Below are 17,628 nucleotides of genomic sequence, written 5' to 3'. Positions count from 1 at the left end.
TTTTCAACATTTTTCTACGCCTCCAGGATCGCGGTCACACCCTGCCCGCCAGCAGCACAAATGGAGATCAGACCGCGCACCGGCTGACCGGTCTGCGCCTTCTTCTCGGCCAACTGCTTGGCCAACTGGGCAACGATTCGACCACCGGTGGCCGCGAACGGATGCCCTGCGGCCAGTGAGGATCCGTTCACATTGAGCTTGGAGCGGTCGATGGTGCCCAGCGCGGCGTCCAGGCCCAGCCGTTCCTTGCAGTACTCCTCGGACTCCCAGGCCTGCAGGTGAGCCAGCACCACCGAGGCGAACGCCTCGTGGATCTCGTAGAAGTCGAAGTCGCCCAGGCCCAGTCCATTACGGGCGAGCAGGCGCGGCACGGCGTACGTGGGCGCCATCAGCAGGCCATCAGCGCCGTTGACGTAATCCACCGCTGCGGTCTCGGAATCGACGAAGTAGGCCAGCGGGGTCAGCGAATGTGATTCTGCCCACTCCTCACTGGCGAGTAGCGCCACCGAGGCGCCGTCGGTCAGCGGGGTGGAGTTGCCTGCCGTCATCGTCGCGTCGCCGTTGCGCACCCCGAAGACAGGCTTGAGCGTGGCCAGCTTCTCGGCACTGGAGTCGGCGCGAAGGTTGTTGTCGCGGTAGAGACCCAGGAACGGTGTGACGAGATCGTCGAAGAAACCGCGGTCATAGGCGGCCGCCATGTTGCGGTGGCTGGCGGCGGCCAGTTCGTCCTGGTCGACCCGCTTGATGCCCATCTGCTTGGCGGTGATGGCGGCGTGGTCGCCCATCGACAAACCGGTGCGCGGTTCGCCGTTGGTGGGGATCTCCACGCCGAGCGCAGCCGGAAGCTTGCCGACCAGCTTGAGCCGGTCGACGTTGGACTTCGACCGGCGCAGCCCGAGCAGGGTGCGACGTAAATTGTCGCCCAAGCCAATTGGCGCATCCGACGTGGTGTCGACCCCGCCGGCGACAGCCGATTCGTACCGCCCGGCGGCGATGCCGTCCGCTGCCGCAATGGCCGCCTGCAGACCGGTGCCACACGCCTGTTGCAGATCGATGGCCGGGGTATAGGGCGACAGCGCGCTGCCCAGCACGCTCTCGCGCATCAGATTGAAGTCGCGACTGTGCTTGAGGACCGCGCCACCGATGACAGCGCCGAGTTGTTCACCGGCAAGACCGAATCGGTCCACCAGGCCGTCGAGCGCGGCGGTGAACATGTCCTGGTTCGACGCTTCGGCGTAGGCGCCGTCGGACCGGGCGAACGGAATGCGATTGCCGCCGAGGACGGCAACGCGGCGAGGTTTCTGACTCATAGCCACAGGAATCTCCGCTGTGTCGTGGGTTCGAGGTGGGTATCCGGACCCATAGTACCCACCGTTCTTACTCTAGAGTAAGTTCGTTCCCGGTCCACCCGCTCCGCAAACGCGAAAGGCAGATTCGTGGCTACCGACCTGTTCTCGCAAGTCCTCAACTCCGCCCCCGGATCGTTCCTGGCCAAGCAGCTCGGCGTCCCGCAGGCCGAGAACCTGCGTCGCTACCGGCCGGGCGAGCCGCCGCTGGCGGGCTCGCTGCTGATCGGCGGCGAGGGTCGTGTCGTGGAACCGCTGCGGGCCGCACTGGCCGAGGACTACAACCTGGTGGCCGACAACCTCGGCGGTCGCTGGGCCGACTCGTTCGGCGGTCTGGTCTACGACGCCACCGGCATCACCGACCCATCCGCATTGCGCGGGCTCTACGAGTTCTTCACCCCGCTGCTGCGCAATCTCGGACCGTCGGGCCGGGTGGTCGTCATCGGCACCACCCCCGATGAGACCGGCAGCGTCGACGAGCGCATCTGCCAGCGCGCGCTGGAAGGCTTCACCCGCTCGCTGGGCAAGGAGCTCCGCCGCGGCGCCACCGCGACTCTCGTGTACCTGTCCCCCGCCGCCAAACCCGCTGCCACCGGCCTGGAGTCGACGATGCGGTTCGTCCTGTCGGGCAAGTCCGCCTACGTCGACGGACAGGTGTTCTACGTCGGGGCGGCCGACTCGACACCGCCCGCGGACTGGGACAAGCCCCTGGCCGGCAAGGTCGCCATCGTGACCGGCGCGGCCCGCGGTATCGGCGCCACCATCGCCGAGGTATTCGCCCGGGACGGCGCCAAGGTGGTGGCGATCGACGTCGAGCAGGCGCACGACGCGCTGACCGAGACCGCCGCCAAGGTCGGCGGGACCGCACTGCCGCTCGATGTCACCGCCGAGGATGCCGTGCAGAAGATCACCGAGCATCTGCGCGAGCACTATGACGGCCATGCCGACATCCTGGTGAACAACGCCGGGATCACCCGGGACAAGTTGCTGGCCAATATGGACGACGCCCGCTGGGATGCCGTGATCGCCGTGAATCTCCTTGCCCCGCAACGCCTGACCGAAGGATTGGTGGATAACGGCAGCATCGGCGAGGGCGGCCGGATCATCGGGCTGTCGTCGATGGCCGGTATCGCCGGCAACCGCGGCCAGACCAACTACGCCACCACCAAGGCCGGCATGATCGGTATCACGCAGGCCCTGGCACCGGCGTACGCCGAGAAGGGCATCACGATCAATGCCGTGGCGCCGGGCTTCATCGAGACCGCGATGACGGCGGCGATCCCGCTGGCCACCCGCGAGGTGGGCCGCCGGCTCAACTCGTTGTCTCAGGGCGGCAAGCCGGTCGATGTCGCCGAGACCATCGCCTACTTCGCCAGCCCGGCATCGAATGCGGTGACGGGCAACGTGATCCGGGTCTGCGGCCAGGCCATGCTGGGGGCGTGACGACGATGAGCGAACAGCCCAGTGGCCTGCGCAACATGCTGCGGGCGGCGGCGGGGTCGCTGCCGTTCATCCCGCGCAGCGACAGTCTGCCGACCCGGACGCTGAGTTTCGACGGACTGGCCATCGACCGCTCCAATGTGGCCGAGTACGCGGCGGTGACCGGTCTGCGCTTCGGCGACACGGTTCCGTTGACCTACCCGTTCGCGCTGACCTTCCCGACGGTGATGTCGCTGGTGACCGCCTTCGACTTCCCTTTCGCCGCAATGGGTGCCGTGCATGTGGAGAACCACATCACCCGGTACCGGCCGATCTCGGTCACCGACACCGTGGGTGTCAGCGTGCATGCCGAGAACCTGCGTGAGCACCGCAAGGGTCTGCTGGTGGACCTGGTCACCGAGGTGAAGGTCGGCAATGAGCCGGCCTGGCATCAGGTCACGACATTCCTGCACCAGCAACGCACCAGCCTGTCCGACGAGGCCCGTCCCGAGCCGCCGAAACAGCCGAAGTTGCCACCGCCCAATGCGATTCTGCGGATCACCCCGGGCCAGATTCGCCGGTACGCCTCGGTCAGCGGAGACCACAACCCGATTCACACCAACACGATCGGAGCCAAGCTGTTCGGGTTCCCCACCGTCATCGCCCACGGAATGTTCAGTGCGGCAGCAGTTCTGGCCAACATCGAAGGCCAGATTCCGGACGCGGTGCGGTACTCGGTCAAGTTCGGCAAGCCAGTGGTACTGCCGGCCAGCGCCGGTCTCTACGTCGATCGAGTGGCCGACGGCTGGGATATCGCACTGCGCAACGTCGCCAAGGGCTACCCGCACCTGACCGGGACGATCCGCTCGCTGTAACGGTCAGTGCGAGCTGGCGGGGGTGACTTCCTTTTCCGAGGGCGCACCTTTGAGGCCGCGCCAGAACAGGTTGATCAGCAGCGCCGCCGCCTCGTCGACGTCGGCGTCTCCGGCGCTCACCCGCGCCGCCACGGCCTCACCCGCACCCACCAGGGCCACGGCCATCATGTGGAAGTCGGTGTCCGGCTCGGGATGTCGGGTACCGGTCTCCAGCAGCCGGGCCACCATGTCGATGATCTTCTCGCGGCCTTCGCGCACGGTGTGCGCGAAAGCCTGCGAACTGGTGGCCTGGGTGTAGAGCACGATCCACGACGCCCGATTGGCGTCGATGTACCGCAGCACCGACAGGATCACGCTGCGCAACAGATCGTGCGGGCTCTGCTTGAGGTCGATGTCCTCACCCACCGCCTCGATGAAGCGGCTCAGTTCCCGGCTCAGGCACGCCCCGAACAGCTCCTCTTTGGAGCCGTAGTAGAGGTACAGCATCGGCTTGGAGATCTGCGCTTCGGCGGCGATGACGTCCATCGACGTCTCGTGGTAGCCGTTGACCGAGAACATCTGCACAGCCGCGTCGAGCATCTGCTGCTCACGCACGGCACGCGGCAACCGTTTGGTGCCACCTGCCGCCATGATCTCGCCTTTCGCCGTCTTAGGAAGAGGCTAGCCGCCGCAGCGCGGACTCGGGCCCTTCAAGCCCGCCAGACGCTGCACCGAGGCGTCAACAGCCGGCATCGACAGCTCGCCGCCGTTGACGGCCGCCTCGAGGCGGTCGAGGACCGCGGGCACCTCGTCGGTGGTCACCCACAGCCCGACGTCGGCCCCGGCCTGCAACGCCCGCAGCACCGCCTCGGCCACCCCGTAGTGCGACGAGATGGCGGCCATGCTGGACAGGTCGTCGGTGAAGACGATGCCGTTGAACCCGGGTCCGCCGTAGCCGCCGCTGCGCAACAGGCCGACCGCGGCCGGGCTGAGGCTGGCCGGAACCCCGCCGGTCAGCCCGGGTACCTCGAGGTGACCGATCATCACCGCGACGGGCGCCTCGGTGGTCAGCGTCTGGTACGGGATCAGGTCGTTGGTCAGCAGATCCGACAGCGGCGGCGTGGTGACAGCACCGGCGGTGTGCGAGTCACCGGAGCCGTGGCCGTGACCCGGGAAGTGCTTGAGCACCGGCAGCAGACCGGCATCGCGCAGGCCGCGGGCGTAGGCGCCGGCGTAGGCGGTGACCACCGCAGGGTCATTGGAGAACGACCGGTCGCCGATGACGGTGTCGTCGGCGTCGCTGGAGACGTCGACCACCGGCGCGAAATCGATGGTGAACCCGAGGCCCTTCATCTTGCGACCGCGGTCCAGGGCCAGCTGATACACCTCGTCGGGGGATTTGGTCTGGGCCAGCACCCGGGCCGAGGGTGCCGCCCCGATCAGGCTCGTCAGCCGGGAGACCCGGCCACCCTCCTCGTCGACGCTGACCGCCAGCGGCAGCGGCCCGGCATTCGCGATATCGGGCAGCGAGCCGTCGGTGAGCATCGACAGGTCGGTCCAGCTGCCGATGAAGATGCCGCCGACGTGGTAGTTGGTCACCACGGCACGGGCGTCGGCGGCATTGCGCACCCCGACCATGAGCAGCTGCGCGAGCTTGTCGCGGGTGGACATCGTCAGTGGGTCACCACACACCGGTGGTGCCGGGGCCGCGGGAGCCGGAACCGGGCCGACCAGCGGTGCCACCCCGGTGCCCGAGGTCGCGCTGACCGGCGACGAAGAGGCCGGAGCGCTGGTGGTGGCGGTGGAGGAACAACCCAGGAGCAGAAGCGGCAGGGTCGACACCGCGGCGATTCCGCGGAGGGAGAGCGGGCGTCTGGCCATCCGGACATGCTGTCACGAGCGCCGCCGTGGTCCAACCGTGGTTGGACGCGTGTTAGGTTGACCAGCGGGTACCCCCCACTCGATTCGACCCGTTCCCGTACAGCAGAGGAGACCCGATCATGACCCGGTTCGTGGTTCCCGCCGCCGCCAGCATCGTGGTCGGCCTGCTGCTCGGAGCGGCCGCGGTGTTCGGGGTGACGCTGATGATCCAGCAGGACACCAAGCCGCCGCTGTCGCCGGGCGACCCGGCGTCGTCGGTGCTCAACCGCGTCGAGTACGGCAACCGCGGCTAGCCTGAGCACTCTCGCCGCCGCCTCCCCCGCGGTCACGGAGGCACCCGTCACCACCACACCGCTGTCCCGGCGCTGGCTGGGCGGTGCGTTCGTAGTCGCCCTGGTGCTGTGCTTCGCACAGTCCCCGGGCATGATCTCGCCCGACACCAAACTGGATCTGACCGCCAATCCGCTGCGATTCCTGGCCCGCGCCGCCAACCTCTGGAACAGCGACCTGCCCTTCGGCCAAGCGCAAAACCAGGCCTATGGCTACCTGTTCCCGCACGGGGCGTTCTTTCTCCTCGGCGACACCCTGGGCCTGCCCGGCTGGGTGACCCAGCGGCTGTGGTGGGCACTGTTGCTCACGGCCGGCTTCTGGGGTCTGCTGCGGGTGGCCGAGGCGCTCGGCATCGGCAACCGGCCGTCGCGGGTGATCGCGGCGGTGGCGTTCGCGCTGTCGCCGCGGGTGCTGACCACGCTGGGATCGATCTCCTCGGAGACGCTGCCGATGATGCTGGCACCGTGGGTGCTGCTCCCGGTCATCCTGGCGCTCAAGGGCGATAGCGGCAGGCCGCTGCGGGTCCTGGCCGCCCGGGCCGGGATCGCGCTGGCATTGATGGGCGCGGTCAACGCGGTGGCCACCCTGACCGGCTGTCTGCCGGCCATCATCTGGTGGCTGTGCCACCGGCCGAACCGCACCTGGTGGCGGTTCACCGCCTGGTGGGCGCTCGCCTCGGTGTTGGCGGTCACCTGGTGGGTGATCGCCCTGCTGCTGCTCGGCCGGATCAGCCCGCCGTTCCTGGACTTCATCGAATCCTCCGGGGTGACCACCCAATGGACCTCGCTTACCGAGGTGCTGCGCGGCACCGACAGCTGGACGCCGTTCGTCTCACCGAATGCGACGGCGGGTTCGTCGCTGGTCACCCAGCCGGTGATGGTGCTGGCCACCACGCTGGTGGCGGCCGGCGGGCTGGCCGGGCTGGCGTTGCGGTCCATGCCCGCGCGCGGCCGGTTGGTCACCATGCTGCTGGTCGGGGTGGCGTTGCTGGCCGTCGGCTACTCCGGCGGGCTCGGGTCGCCACTGGCCCATCAGGTGCAGCTGTTCCTGGACGCCGCGGGCGCACCGCTGCGCAATGTGCACAAGCTGGAGCCGGTGGTCCGCATCCCCCTGGTGCTGGGAATCGCCCATCTGCTCAGCCGCATCCCCCTGCCCGGCAGTGCGCCGCGACCGGTGTGGATCCGGGCCTTCGCCCGCCCCGAGGACGACAAGCGGGTGGCCGTTGGCATCGTCGTGCTCGCCGCGCTGGCCGTGGCCACCTCGATGGCCTGGACGGGCCGGCTCACTCCGCCCGGCACGTTCCGGGCGATCCCGGACTACTGGCAGCAGGCCGCGCAGTGGCTGGCCGAGCACAACACCGGCACCCCGGCGCCCGGCCGCGTGCTGGTGGCCCCCGGCGCTCCGTTCGCCACCCAGGTGTGGGGCAACAGCCACGATGAGCCCCTGCAGGTCTTGAGCCAAGGCCCTTGGGGGGTAAGGGATTCCATTCCGCTGACCCCGCCCCAGACCATTCGCGCATTGGATTCGGTGCAACGCCTGTTCGCCGCGGGCCGGCCGTCGGCCGGGCTGGCCGACACCCTGCTGCGTCAGGGCATCTCCTATGTGGTGGTGCGCAACGACCTCGACCCGGACACCTCCCGCTCGGCCCGGCCACTGCTGGTGCACCGGGCGATCGACGGCTCACCGGGCCTGACGAAGGTGGCCGAGTTCGGCGACCCGGTGGGTGCGGGCACTCTGTCGGGCTTCATCAGCGACAGCGGACTGCGACCCCGCTACCCGGCAGTGGAGATCTATCGCGTTGATAACCAAGGCAATCCGGGCGCGCCCTATCTGACCGACGCGAACCGGATGGCCCGGGTCGACGGCGGACCCGAAGTGCTGCTGCGACTGGACGAACGGCGCCGCCTGCTCGGCAAGGCCGCTTTAGGGCCGGTGCTGCTGACCTCGGACGCCCAGCAGGCCAACCTGCCGGTGCCGTTGGTCACCGTCACCGACACCCCCGTCGACCGGGAGACCGATTACGGGCGGGTCGACGACCACTCCTCGGCAATCCGGGCCGACGGCGACCGCCGCAATACCTTCAACCGGGTCCCCGACTACCCGGTGCCGGGCGCCAAACTCGTCCACGGCGCCTGGTCCGGCGGACGGCTGAGTGTGTCGAGTTCGTCGTCGGATGCCACCGCACTGCCCAACGTCGCGCCCTCCAGCGGACCGGCCGCCGCCGTCGACGGGGACTCGGCGACGGCGTGGGTGTCGAACTCGCTGCAGCCGGCGGTCGGCCAGTGGCTGCAGGTCGACTTCGACCGGCCGGTCACCAACGCCACCCTGACCCTCACGCCGAGTGCGACCGCGGTGGGTGCACAGGTCCGCCGGATTCAGGTCTCGACCGTAAACGGCACCACGACAGTACGTTTCGACGAGCCGGGTAAGCCGCTGACGATCGCGCTGCCGGTCGGGGAGACGCCGTGGGTGCGGATCACCGCGATCGGGACCGACGACGGCTCCTCGGGCGTGCAGTTCGGTATCACCGATCTGTCGGTCACCCAGTACGACGCGTCGGGCTATGCCCACCCGGTCGACATCCGGCACACCGTTGTGGTGCCGGCCCCACCGACCGGGTCGGTGGTCGCGGCCTGGGACCTGGGCTCCGAACTGCTGGGCCGGCCGGGCTGTGCCGACTCCCCCGACGGCGTGCACTGCGCGGCATCCATGTCGCAGGCGCCGGAGGAACCGGTGACCCTGAGCCGCACGCTGACGGTTCCCGCTCCGATCCAGGTGAGCCCGATCGTCTGGGTGCGGGCCCGCCAGGGGCCCAATCTGGCCGACCTGATCGCCCAGCCGGGCACCACCCGGTCGCGCGCCGACTCCGATCTGATCGACGTCGACGGGTCGGCGTATGCCGCCACCGACGGTGACCCCCGCACCGCGTGGACCGCGTCGCAAGGTGTCGTGCAGTACCGGACCGCACCGACCCTGACGGTGACGCTGCCCAAGGCCACCGAGGTCACCGGATTGCAGTTGACGCCGAGTTCCTCACCGCTGCCGACACATCCGACGATGGTGGCCATCGATCTCGGTGACGGACCGCAGGTCCGCAGGCTCAGCGATGACGCCGGTCCGCAGACCGTGACACTGCGTCCGCGCACCACCGACACCGTGCGGATCAGCTTGCTCAACTGGGACGACATCATCGATCGCACCGCGCTGGGTTTCGATCAGCTCAAGCCGCCCGGTCTGGCCGAGGTCTCCGTGCTGGGCCCCGATGGTGCTCCGGTGGCCGCCGCCGATGCAGCCCGCAACCGCACCCGCACCATCGACATCCCGTGCGGGCAGGGCCCGATCGTCGCCGTCTCCGGCCGGTTCGTGCAGACCTCGGTGCACACCACGGTGGCCGCGCTGCTCGACGGCGAGCCGTTGGCGGCCAAGGCCTGCGACCCGGCGCCCATCGCCCTGCCCGCGGGCAAGCAGGAACTTCTGGTCAGCCCCGGCTCGGGCTTCATCGTCGACGGGATCGCCCTGACCGGGCCGCAGGCAGCCGAGATCCCCACGGCGACAACAACTCCAGCCAAGGCGGCCAGCTGGGGCCCGGATCGTCGGGTCATCGACGTGGCGCGGGCACCGATCGCCCGGGTGCTGGTGGTCCCCGAGAGTGTCAACCCGGGCTGGGTGGCGCACGCCCCCGACGGGGTGACGCTGACCCCGGTGATCGTCAACGGCTGGCAGCAGGGCTGGGTGGTACCCGCCGGTGAGCAGGGCCCGATCACGCTGAGCTTCCCGTCGAACGCCACCTACCGGACCGGGCTGGCCGCCGGGCTGGGCCTGCTGCCCCTGCTGCTGGTGCTCGCACTGGTGCCCGCACGCCGACCGCCGCAGGCGTCCGTCGCCGCCCGGCCCTGGGCCGCTGCAGTGCTGGCCGGTGCGGGCGTGCTCGCCGTGGGTGGGCTGATCGCCGGTATCGGCGGGCTGGTGGTCTTCGGCGCCGCCCTGGGTATCGGCTACGCGCTGCGCGGCCGCGGACTGCTACGTGACCGGCTGACTCTCGGCGCGGCCTCCTGCGGGCTGATCCTGGCGGGGGCGCTGCTGTCGAGATACCCATGGCGATCCGTCGACGGCTATATCGGCCATTCACCGTGGGTGCAGTTGCCCGCGCTGATCGCCCTGGGCGCACTGGCGGCCTCGGTACTGCCCGAACGGTCCGGTTCTGACGAAAACGACCAGGGCGCAACACCTTCCCGTTAGGGTCGTGACATGACAGAGCCGTCCCTGGTCGAGACCGTTCGAGGCCCGATCGCGACCTCCGACCTCGGCGTGGTGCTGATGCACGAGCACGTGTTCGTGCTGTCCCCGGAGATTCTGGTCAACTACCCGGAAGGCTGGGGTGACGAAGCGTCCCGGGAGGCCGACGCCGTCGACAAGCTCAACGCACTGAAGGCCATCGGGGTGGACACCATCGTCGACCCGACGGTCATCGGGCTGGGCCGCTACCTTCCGCGCATTCAACGGGTGGCCGCCAAGACCGACCTGCAGATCGTGGTGGCGACCGGCGTCTACACCTACAACGACGTCCCGATGTACTTCCACTTCGCCGGCCCGGGCACCGCGCTGGGCGGCCCGGAGACCATGACCGACCTGTTCGTCCGCGATATCACCGAGGGCATCGCCGACACCGGGGTCAAGGCCGCGATTCTCAAGTGCGCCACCGACGAGCCCGGCGTGACCCCCGGTGTCGAGCGGGTGTTGCGCGCCGTGGCCCAGGCCCACCGGCAGACCGGGGTGCCGATCACCACCCACACCCACGCCCACACCCGTCGCGGTCTGGATCAGCAGCGCATCTTCGCCGAGGAGGGGGTGGACTTGAGCCGGGTGATCATCGGGCACAGCGGCGACACCACCGACCTGGGCTACCTTGAGGAGCTCATCGCCGCCGGCTCCTATCTGGGCATGGACCGGTTCGGCCTGGACAACATCCTGAGCTTCGAGGATCGGGTGGACACCGTGGTACGGCTGTGCGAACGCGGCCATGCCGACCGGATGGTGCTGGCCCACGACGCGTCCTGCCACATCGACTGGCTCCCGGAAGCGGCGCTGCCGGTGGTGCTGCCCAATTGGCATTACCTGCACATCCACAACGACGTCCTGCCGGCACTGCGGCAACGCGGTGTCACCGAGGACCAGATCACCACCATGCTCGTGGACAACCCGCGGGCCATCTTCAGCAGGCAAGGTACGTATGAGTGACGCGATCCCCCCGATCGGAACCCGCCTGAGCCAGCTGGCCGCCGAGGACCCCGACCGGCCTGCCGTCAGCTGCGACGGCCGAACCCTGACCCGCGGTGAACTCGAGTCGCGCACCAACCGGCTGGCGCGGGCCTACGCCGAACTCGGTGTCGGCCACGGCGACTACGTGACGATCGCGCTACCCAACTCCATCGAGTGGGTGCTGGCGACGATCGCGGTATGGAAGCTCGGCGCTATTCCCCAGCCGCTGTCGCCGCGGTTGCCCGACGCCGAGTTCGTCGGCCTGCTCGACCTCAAGCCGCGCGCATTACTGGTCGGCCGGGCCGATCCCCGCGGTGTGGTCCGGTCGGTCGACGGCGACTTCACCGGCGCTCCCGAGTTATCCGATGCCCCACTGCCCGAAGCGGTTTCACCGTCATGGAAGTCGATGCCCTCGGGCGGCAGCACCGGACGTCCCAAACTCATCGAGGCGGGCGGCGAGGGCCGGATCCCGGCCGAGATCATCGCGATGGGGATGGGCAACCTGCCCACCGACACCCACCTGCTCCCGGTGCCGCTGAGCCACAACACCGGCTTCACCTCGGCCACCCTGGCGCTGCTGACCGGCCAGCACCTGGTGCTGATGCGCCGCTTCGAACCTACGGAGTTCCTCCGGCTCATCACCGACTACAAGGTCAACTACCTGGCCACCGTGCCGACCATCATGCAACGCCTGCTGCCGGTCTACCAGGCCGATCCGGACGCCTACGACCTGTCCTCACTACGACGGTTCTGGCACCTGGCCGCACCGTGCCCGCCGAACATCAAGGAAGCCTGGATCGAACTGCTCGGCCCCGACACCGTGTGGGAACTCTACGGCGGCACCGAACTTCAAGCCCTGACCTTCATCAGCGGGACGGAGTGGCTGGCCCACCGGGGTTCGGTGGGCCGCGTGGTGGCCGGTGAGATGAAGGTGCTCGACGACGACGGCAACGAATGCCCGCCCGGAGTGGTCGGCGAGATCTACATGCGCCCGGCGCCGGGCAGCGCACCGACCTACCGCTACATCGGCAGCACGGCAAAAACCCGGGACGGCTGGGATTCCCTCGGCGATCTGGGGTGGTTCGACGAGGACGGTTACCTGTATCTGGCCGACCGGCGGGTGGACATGTTCACCGTGGGTGGGCGCAATGTGTACCCGGCCGAGATCGAGAACGCACTCGCCGAACACCCGTCGGTGCTGTCGTGTCTGGTGGTCGGCGTGCCGCATGAGGATCTCGGCCAGGTGCCGCACGCCCTGGTGCACACCGAGGGCGGCGATCTCGACGCCGACGCGGTGAAGACGTTCGTCGCCGAGCGGCTGGCCGACTACAAGGTCCCGCGCACCGTGGAGTTCGTCGACACCCCATTGCGCGACGACGCGGGCAAGGCACGGCGGTCGGCCGTTCGCGACGAGGTCATTGCGCGGCTGTCCGGTTAGGGCGACGCCAGCGGAGCGGACCGCAGGGCGAGTGTCCGGACGAAGTCGATCTGTTTGAGGTCGGTGAGCACCTGGCGGGCCATCAGTCCGTGATTCAGGGTGATCGCCAACCAGAGGTGCGTCGGCTCGGTCGCCACAGCTCCGGCGGAGCGCGCATAGTCGGCCGCCGTGACCAGCAGCTCACGGGCCTGCGGGCTGAAGGGCAGGTGCACGATCCGCGGCGACGGCCGTTTGCGCGTGCCGCTGATCTGCTCGATGTATCCCCGGATCACCGCGGGGCTGACCCCTCGCTCTTCCAGCCCTGCGGTGATCCGATGGGAGACATCGGCGACCAGGCCGAGAAGCACGTGCGCGGAGCCGACGAAGTTGCTGGCGTAGGAGTAGGCCTCGTCGTGTGCTTCCCGTATTACAGCCCGTGCCGACTCCCCGAGGGTCGCGAGAGCGCCGGCGAATTGCTCGGCGCCGACGAGACCGTCGGAGGGAGGAACACTGGCCATAATTGACCGAGCTTACAATATGAACATATTGTAAGCTCAGCTAAGAAAAAGTCCGGCGTTACTCGACCGGCCGGCGGATCTGGCCACGCTCCAGCAGCCTGTTGATGGCATCCCGCCATCGCTGCAGCTGAGCAGGGGTGACGAAGGGTTCGGGGAGGTGCCGGTCGATGTGCCGGCGCATGATCACCGCACCCATGACCAGCACGAGCGGATTGAGCGCGGCCCACACCAGATCGAGATTCTCGACGGTGCCGCCCTCGTCCGCCAGTCGCCGCCAGCGCGCGAGTCCGATCTCGGCCGTCGAGTCGAAGAACGCGGCCCCCGCGGGTGCGCCTTCGACGAGCAACCGGGCAAGGTAGTCCACCGCCGTTAGCTGTTGTGACAGCAGGAAACTCACCCGGCGTCCCATTTCCAGCACCGACTCGCCCGAGGACGCCGTGAGCGGTCTGGCCATCTCAGCTCTGATGACACCGAGCGCATGGGCATTGACGGCATCGACCAGGCGGTCTTTGGACCCGAAATGGTGCTGCACCAGACCGACTGATACACCGGCAGCTTCGGCGACCATCTGCAGGGTCGACTTGGCGGCACCGTGCTGACCGAACACGTCGAGGGCTGCCACGACGATCCGTTCCTGCTTCGACGGACCCAGGCCGTCTTCGGGGACCACTACCTCGCCTACCTTGCCCATCCTCCCCCGCGCTACCGACTGTTCACCCATGACGGTAAGTGGCGCGGGGCCGCACCGGCCATAGGTGGGACGAAATCCCATTGTCGACACGGACACCGGGGGTGTTTCGTTCACCCGATCGCGCACCGCGCACTTAGTCCCGGCCCTGCCAGGCCCGGGCCGCGACGAGTTCGGGCACCAGCACCTCGGTGAGCAGGCGGACATCGTCATCGTGGTCACCGGGGTAGCGAACCGCGAACTGTGCACCGGCAACGGTGTCCCCGACACCGACGACGGTGCTCTGCCGCAACGTCGTCCACTCCGCCATCTGCTCTTCCCACGGCGATCCGGCGAAAACGAGCAGCCGGTAGTCGGTGGTCTTGGTGAGGTAGACGTCGACGTGGCTCCAGTCACCGGTCTCACAGCCGACCGCGGGGCGACGCGGTCCCTCGCGCAGCATTAGCGCCCCCTGCTGGGCGGAGCAGAATCGGTGCGCCGGAGCCGCCAGGTGCGTGCCGTCAGGTCCCAGGAGAAGTTCGGATACCGCTGGACGCCAATCTGATTCGGTGTCGAGGAGATGCGCGCTGGCCTCAGCCGCCCGGCTGAGGCGGGCTGCCAGCGCGCCGGTATCCGCCCCGGTCAGGTGTGCTTCGAGTGCCATCAACAGGGCCAGCGTGTGTTGGTACGTGCGGCAGGCCACGCCGCCGGTTTCCGGCTCGGCACCCAGGCCGACGACGGCCTGACAACGCTGCGTGATCGCCGATCCCGCGGTGTTGGTCAGCGCGACGGTGCTGACACCGGCGGGCAGACGGTCCAGGGCGTCAAGCGTTTCCACTGATCCACCGGTTGCCGACGTCGCGACGACCAGGGTTCGGGCACCCCAGTCCGGGATCAGGGCGGAGGCGGCGAGCTCGGAGACCGCGACCAGGCCACGCGCCCGCATCCGGGCAGCCGCGACACCACCGGCGTAAGCCGACGAACCCATTCCGATCAGGACCACCCGCTCGATGCCCGCCGGCACCACCGAAGCCCACGGGTTGCCCTCGGCCAGCGCATCGGCCAGTCCGCCCAGTGTCTCGGGCTTGCGGTGCAGGTCCGCGACGAAGCCGTCAGCGTCCACCGGGAGTCCTTTCGTCGAGCAGCGCCGGCAGCGCAGCGTCAGGGACGTACATCCAGCGCGGCAGATGCCGGGCCGCGTAGACGATCTCACGCAGCACCTGCTGCAGGCGGAAGGCGGGTACCTGCGCGGCGTCGTAGATGTCGGCGTAACCCAGTTCGGTGATCGTGCGGGCATAGGTGTCCAGGAACGAGCTGCGTGCGGCGTGATCAACCACCGCCAGTGCCTGTTCGTCGAGGGCGTTGTGCCGTCGGGCGACGATCGCGACGTGGGCCAGCGACTGGGCCATCCCGGCGACGTCGAGGGCAGCCGGGATGGGCAACACCCGCTGCTGCGGGGGCAGGACAGGATTGCCGTCGAAATCAGTGACCACGTATCCCGCCCCGCGTCCGGAGTCGTAGTGCAGGATCTGGCCGACGTGAAGGTCACCATGGCCGTCGATCACCACAGTGCCGGCCAGATCGGCCAGGCCGGCCAGCGTCTGCTCGATCTGCCGGTCGTGCAGCACCGCCGATGACGGCGAATCACACAGCGTCCGGGCCTCCTCGAGGGTCGCCAGCGCCGCGTCACGCCATCGCCGGGCGTCGGCAACCGTGGCCGTGCTCGCGGTGGCGGCCAGCGCGGCGTGCAGTTCGGCGATCACGGTCGCGACCTCGGCTGCCGCAGCCACCACCGGTGCGGGGCGCGCGGCGCCGTCGCGGGCCGCCTCGGCCATCAACTCCACCGCCCAGGTCCAGCCGTCGACGGCAGCCGGGAGGTACTCGTCGACGTTCACCACCAACGTGTCGGCGCCACCGGGCGGTCGCCAGGTGACCAGCCCCCAGGGTTGGGGCATATGGCGGAAGCCTTTGCTGCGCAACAGCTGTAGTCGCGATGGTGCCGGGTGCGGACCTTCCTGCAAATGTGTCGCCCACTTGACTACGGCGGCATCGCCGACGATCACCGACTCGTTGGTCTGATCCACCGTGACCGCCCGCTCGCCGGCCGCCGGCCGCGCCGACCACGCATGCACACCGAAGTTGCCCCGCTCCCGGGTACCGGATGCCGAAAGCAGGGCGATCAGCGCTTCAGCCACACCGTCACCCGGCCGGGCCCGGCGCCATCGATCGCCCTCTCGCACTTGAGGTACGGCGGCCAGACCCTCGTCGTCGGCGACTACCGCCAGGCGTTTGCCGTCGGCGAGTTCCAGAACGTCGAGTTCGCGGACCACCGGATCAGGCCGTCGCCGCCCGGCCCACCTGCTCGATGACGTCGGCACCGACGCGCAGGCCGTCGCGGGTCCGGATCTTCTCGCCGATCTCGGCGAGGCGGTCCCGCAAGGCGGTGTCGGCCAGGATCCGATCGACGGCGCTGGTGAGTTCGGTGTCGGCGAATGCGTAGGTGTTCAGCCGCACGCCGAACCCGAGTTCGTCGATGCGCTGGGCATTTTCGTACTGGTCCCAGAACAGCGGCAACACGATCAGCGGCTTGCCGAAGTGCAGTGTCTCGGTCACCGTGTTGTTGCCGCCATGCGAGATCACCAGGTCCACCTGCGGGATGACCTTGGTCTGCGGCACCATCTGCGCACCGACCATGTTGTCGGCCAACGTGATTCGATCCGCCTGCGGGCCTTTGCTGACGATGTAGCGGTGCGGGGTGGTGCTCAGGACATCGACGAGCCGCTGCATGAGCTCCACGTCAGCGCCGCCCAGCGAGCCCAGCGAGAGATAGATCAGCGCGCTGCCCTCGGGACGGTCGGCGACCTGGGCGGGAACCGTGTACTCGGCGTCGGTTTCCCGGACGCTGGAATCCATCCGGGTCCAGCTGCCGTCGAGCGGACGGGCTTCGACGTAATCGGCTTCGGCCGGATACACGTAGAGGTTGGCCGCGTTCTCGCGCGGCATGAACTCCAGGTCGGGCAGCGGCTCGGCGCCCTGCTGCTGCACCCAGGAGTTGAAGTCGTCCCACAGTGCCCGGTGGGTGCGGTCGAACTCCGCGCGGTAGTCGTCCCACGCCGAGCGGTCGTCGCTGGGCAGACCCGAGAACGGCGGCGGGATGTTGGGCCCGGGAATCTCCAGCGGGCTACACGAGACGATCCGGACGAACGGCACAGCCGCGGTGACCAGAGCCGGGAACAACACGACGTTGTCTTCGACGATCACGTCGGGTCGATGCTCGGCGATGATCGCCCGCAGACGCGGTTCGCAATACTTCGCACCGTCGATCAGCGCCTGAAAGGTCGGCTGGATGAACGTCTCGAGCTGATCGACGGTCGGCTTGCGGAACTCCGGCGCGGTCTCAGCGATGAAATCCGTCCAGAACTTGCCCGGGTCCTCGTCGGCAGCTCCCTCGGCAGGCTCAGCGAGGTCGACGAGTTCCTCGACGAATCCGAGCGGGGCCAGCTTGCCCGCCCATGAACTCTCGGCGGCGAACACGATGCGGTGGCCGCGGTCACGCAGGATGGCGGCCAACCCGATGCACTGGTTCGTCGGCCCGTACGCCGACTCCGGCCAGAACATGACGGTGAGTGGCCCTGTGGCTCCCATGGCGGTCCCTTCGATGCGATCAGGTCTGACAGATCATTGCGCAACGCCCACCCCGGGCGCATCAGCACGGGGGTGGGGAGACGTACGCAACACCCTTCCGCGACGGCCGGTGTCGCCGCGTGTTTGCCAGTAGCCGGTCTCCCGGCACCTCGCGCAATGGCACGCAGCGGTCGCTGGAACCCCGGATTCCGAACCCGCAGGCTCTCACCACACACTCCCGCGACGGGCCCACGGCCTGCGCTCACCACCGGCGCTTCGCTATCTGGCGCACCAGAATTCGCGGGCCAGAGAT

At 68.7% G+C, this 17,628-nt stretch carries 14 protein-coding genes; 6 read left to right on the top strand and 8 right to left on the bottom strand.

What is annotated here, in order from left to right; genetic code table 11:
- Positions 1 to 14: 14 nt before the first annotated feature.
- Positions 15 to 1,310 (bottom strand): acetyl-CoA C-acetyltransferase, encoded by a 1,296-nt coding sequence (locus BN3385_RS04075; RefSeq protein ID WP_156432547.1) that lies wholly within the window; start codon positions 1,308 to 1,310, stop codon positions 15 to 17.
- Positions 1,311 to 1,436: 126 nt separating this feature from the next.
- On the opposite strand from BN3385_RS04075, the gene BN3385_RS04070 reads away from it, so the two are divergent.
- Positions 1,437 to 2,789 carry a 3-oxoacyl-ACP reductase gene (locus tag BN3385_RS04070; protein ID WP_059015278.1) on the top strand — a complete coding sequence of 451 codons (1,353 nt, stop codon included), beginning with the start codon at positions 1,437 to 1,439 and terminating at the stop codon, positions 2,787 to 2,789.
- Positions 2,790 to 2,794: 5 nt separating this feature from the next.
- Positions 2,795 to 3,640 carry a MaoC/PaaZ C-terminal domain-containing protein gene (locus BN3385_RS04065; RefSeq protein WP_059015270.1) on the top strand — a complete coding sequence of 282 codons (846 nt, stop codon included), beginning with the start codon at positions 2,795 to 2,797 and terminating at the stop codon, positions 3,638 to 3,640.
- 3 nt (positions 3,641 to 3,643) lie between these two features.
- Here the strand turns inward: BN3385_RS04065 and BN3385_RS04060 are convergent, their stop codons facing one another.
- A complete protein-coding gene (locus BN3385_RS04060; protein WP_059015268.1) occupies positions 3,644 to 4,270 on the bottom strand; it encodes a TetR/AcrR family transcriptional regulator in 627 nt (208 codons plus the stop codon).
- 30 nt (positions 4,271 to 4,300) lie between these two features.
- Positions 4,301 to 5,500: a glycoside hydrolase family 3 N-terminal domain-containing protein gene (locus BN3385_RS04055; RefSeq protein ID WP_059015265.1), complete on the bottom strand. Its 1,200-nt coding sequence runs from the start codon at positions 5,498 to 5,500 to the stop codon at positions 4,301 to 4,303.
- A gap of 119 nt (positions 5,501 to 5,619) precedes the next feature.
- On the opposite strand from BN3385_RS04055, the gene BN3385_RS27450 reads away from it, so the two are divergent.
- From BN3385_RS27450 to BN3385_RS04040, 4 genes are all read left to right on the top strand, one after another.
- Positions 5,620 to 5,793: a DUF2613 domain-containing protein gene (locus tag BN3385_RS27450; RefSeq protein ID WP_082690271.1), complete on the top strand. Its 174-nt coding sequence runs from the start codon at positions 5,620 to 5,622 to the stop codon at positions 5,791 to 5,793.
- A 61-nt stretch (positions 5,794 to 5,854) separates the two neighbouring features.
- The gene (locus BN3385_RS04050; RefSeq protein WP_156432543.1) at positions 5,855 to 10,069 is read left to right on the top strand and encodes an alpha-(1->3)-arabinofuranosyltransferase; all 4,215 of its coding nucleotides are present in this window, start codon (positions 5,855 to 5,857) and stop codon (positions 10,067 to 10,069) included.
- A 9-nt stretch (positions 10,070 to 10,078) separates the two neighbouring features.
- Entirely contained in the window at positions 10,079 to 11,068 is a 990-nt protein-coding gene (locus BN3385_RS04045; protein WP_059015262.1) for a phosphotriesterase family protein, read from the top strand.
- The gene (locus tag BN3385_RS04040; protein WP_059015260.1) at positions 11,061 to 12,527 is read left to right on the top strand and encodes an AMP-binding protein; all 1,467 of its coding nucleotides are present in this window, start codon (positions 11,061 to 11,063) and stop codon (positions 12,525 to 12,527) included. Before BN3385_RS04045 ends, BN3385_RS04040 begins: the two co-directional genes overlap by 8 nt.
- On the opposite strand, the gene BN3385_RS04035 is transcribed toward BN3385_RS04040, so the two are convergent.
- From BN3385_RS04035 to BN3385_RS04015, 5 genes are all read right to left on the bottom strand, one after another.
- The gene (locus tag BN3385_RS04035) at positions 12,524 to 13,024 is read right to left on the bottom strand and encodes a Clp protease N-terminal domain-containing protein (RefSeq protein WP_059015258.1); all 501 of its coding nucleotides are present in this window, start codon (positions 13,022 to 13,024) and stop codon (positions 12,524 to 12,526) included. The two genes, BN3385_RS04040 and BN3385_RS04035, sit on opposite strands and share 4 nt — an antisense overlap.
- Positions 13,025 to 13,082: 58 nt before the next feature.
- Positions 13,083 to 13,715 carry a TetR/AcrR family transcriptional regulator gene (locus BN3385_RS04030; RefSeq protein WP_059015256.1) on the bottom strand — a complete coding sequence of 211 codons (633 nt, stop codon included), beginning with the start codon at positions 13,713 to 13,715 and terminating at the stop codon, positions 13,083 to 13,085.
- Between the two features lie 133 nt (positions 13,716 to 13,848).
- The gene (locus BN3385_RS04025) at positions 13,849 to 14,814 is read right to left on the bottom strand and encodes an SIS domain-containing protein (RefSeq protein ID WP_059015254.1); all 966 of its coding nucleotides are present in this window, start codon (positions 14,812 to 14,814) and stop codon (positions 13,849 to 13,851) included.
- Positions 14,804 to 16,021 (bottom strand): glucosamine kinase, encoded by a 1,218-nt coding sequence (locus tag BN3385_RS04020; RefSeq protein WP_059015252.1) that lies wholly within the window; start codon positions 16,019 to 16,021, stop codon positions 14,804 to 14,806. Before BN3385_RS04020 ends, BN3385_RS04025 begins: the two co-directional genes overlap by 11 nt.
- Before the next feature lie 4 nt (positions 16,022 to 16,025).
- Positions 16,026 to 17,336 (bottom strand): glycosyltransferase, encoded by a 1,311-nt coding sequence (locus BN3385_RS04015; protein WP_059015249.1) that lies wholly within the window; start codon positions 17,334 to 17,336, stop codon positions 16,026 to 16,028.
- Between the last annotated feature and the right edge of the window lie 292 nt (positions 17,337 to 17,628).

The sequence above is a fragment of the Mycobacterium sp. M26 genome (assembly GCF_001494595.1).
GTDB lineage: Bacteria > Actinomycetota > Actinomycetes > Mycobacteriales > Mycobacteriaceae > Mycobacterium.
This window is presented reverse-complemented; position numbering and strand designations above follow the sequence as displayed.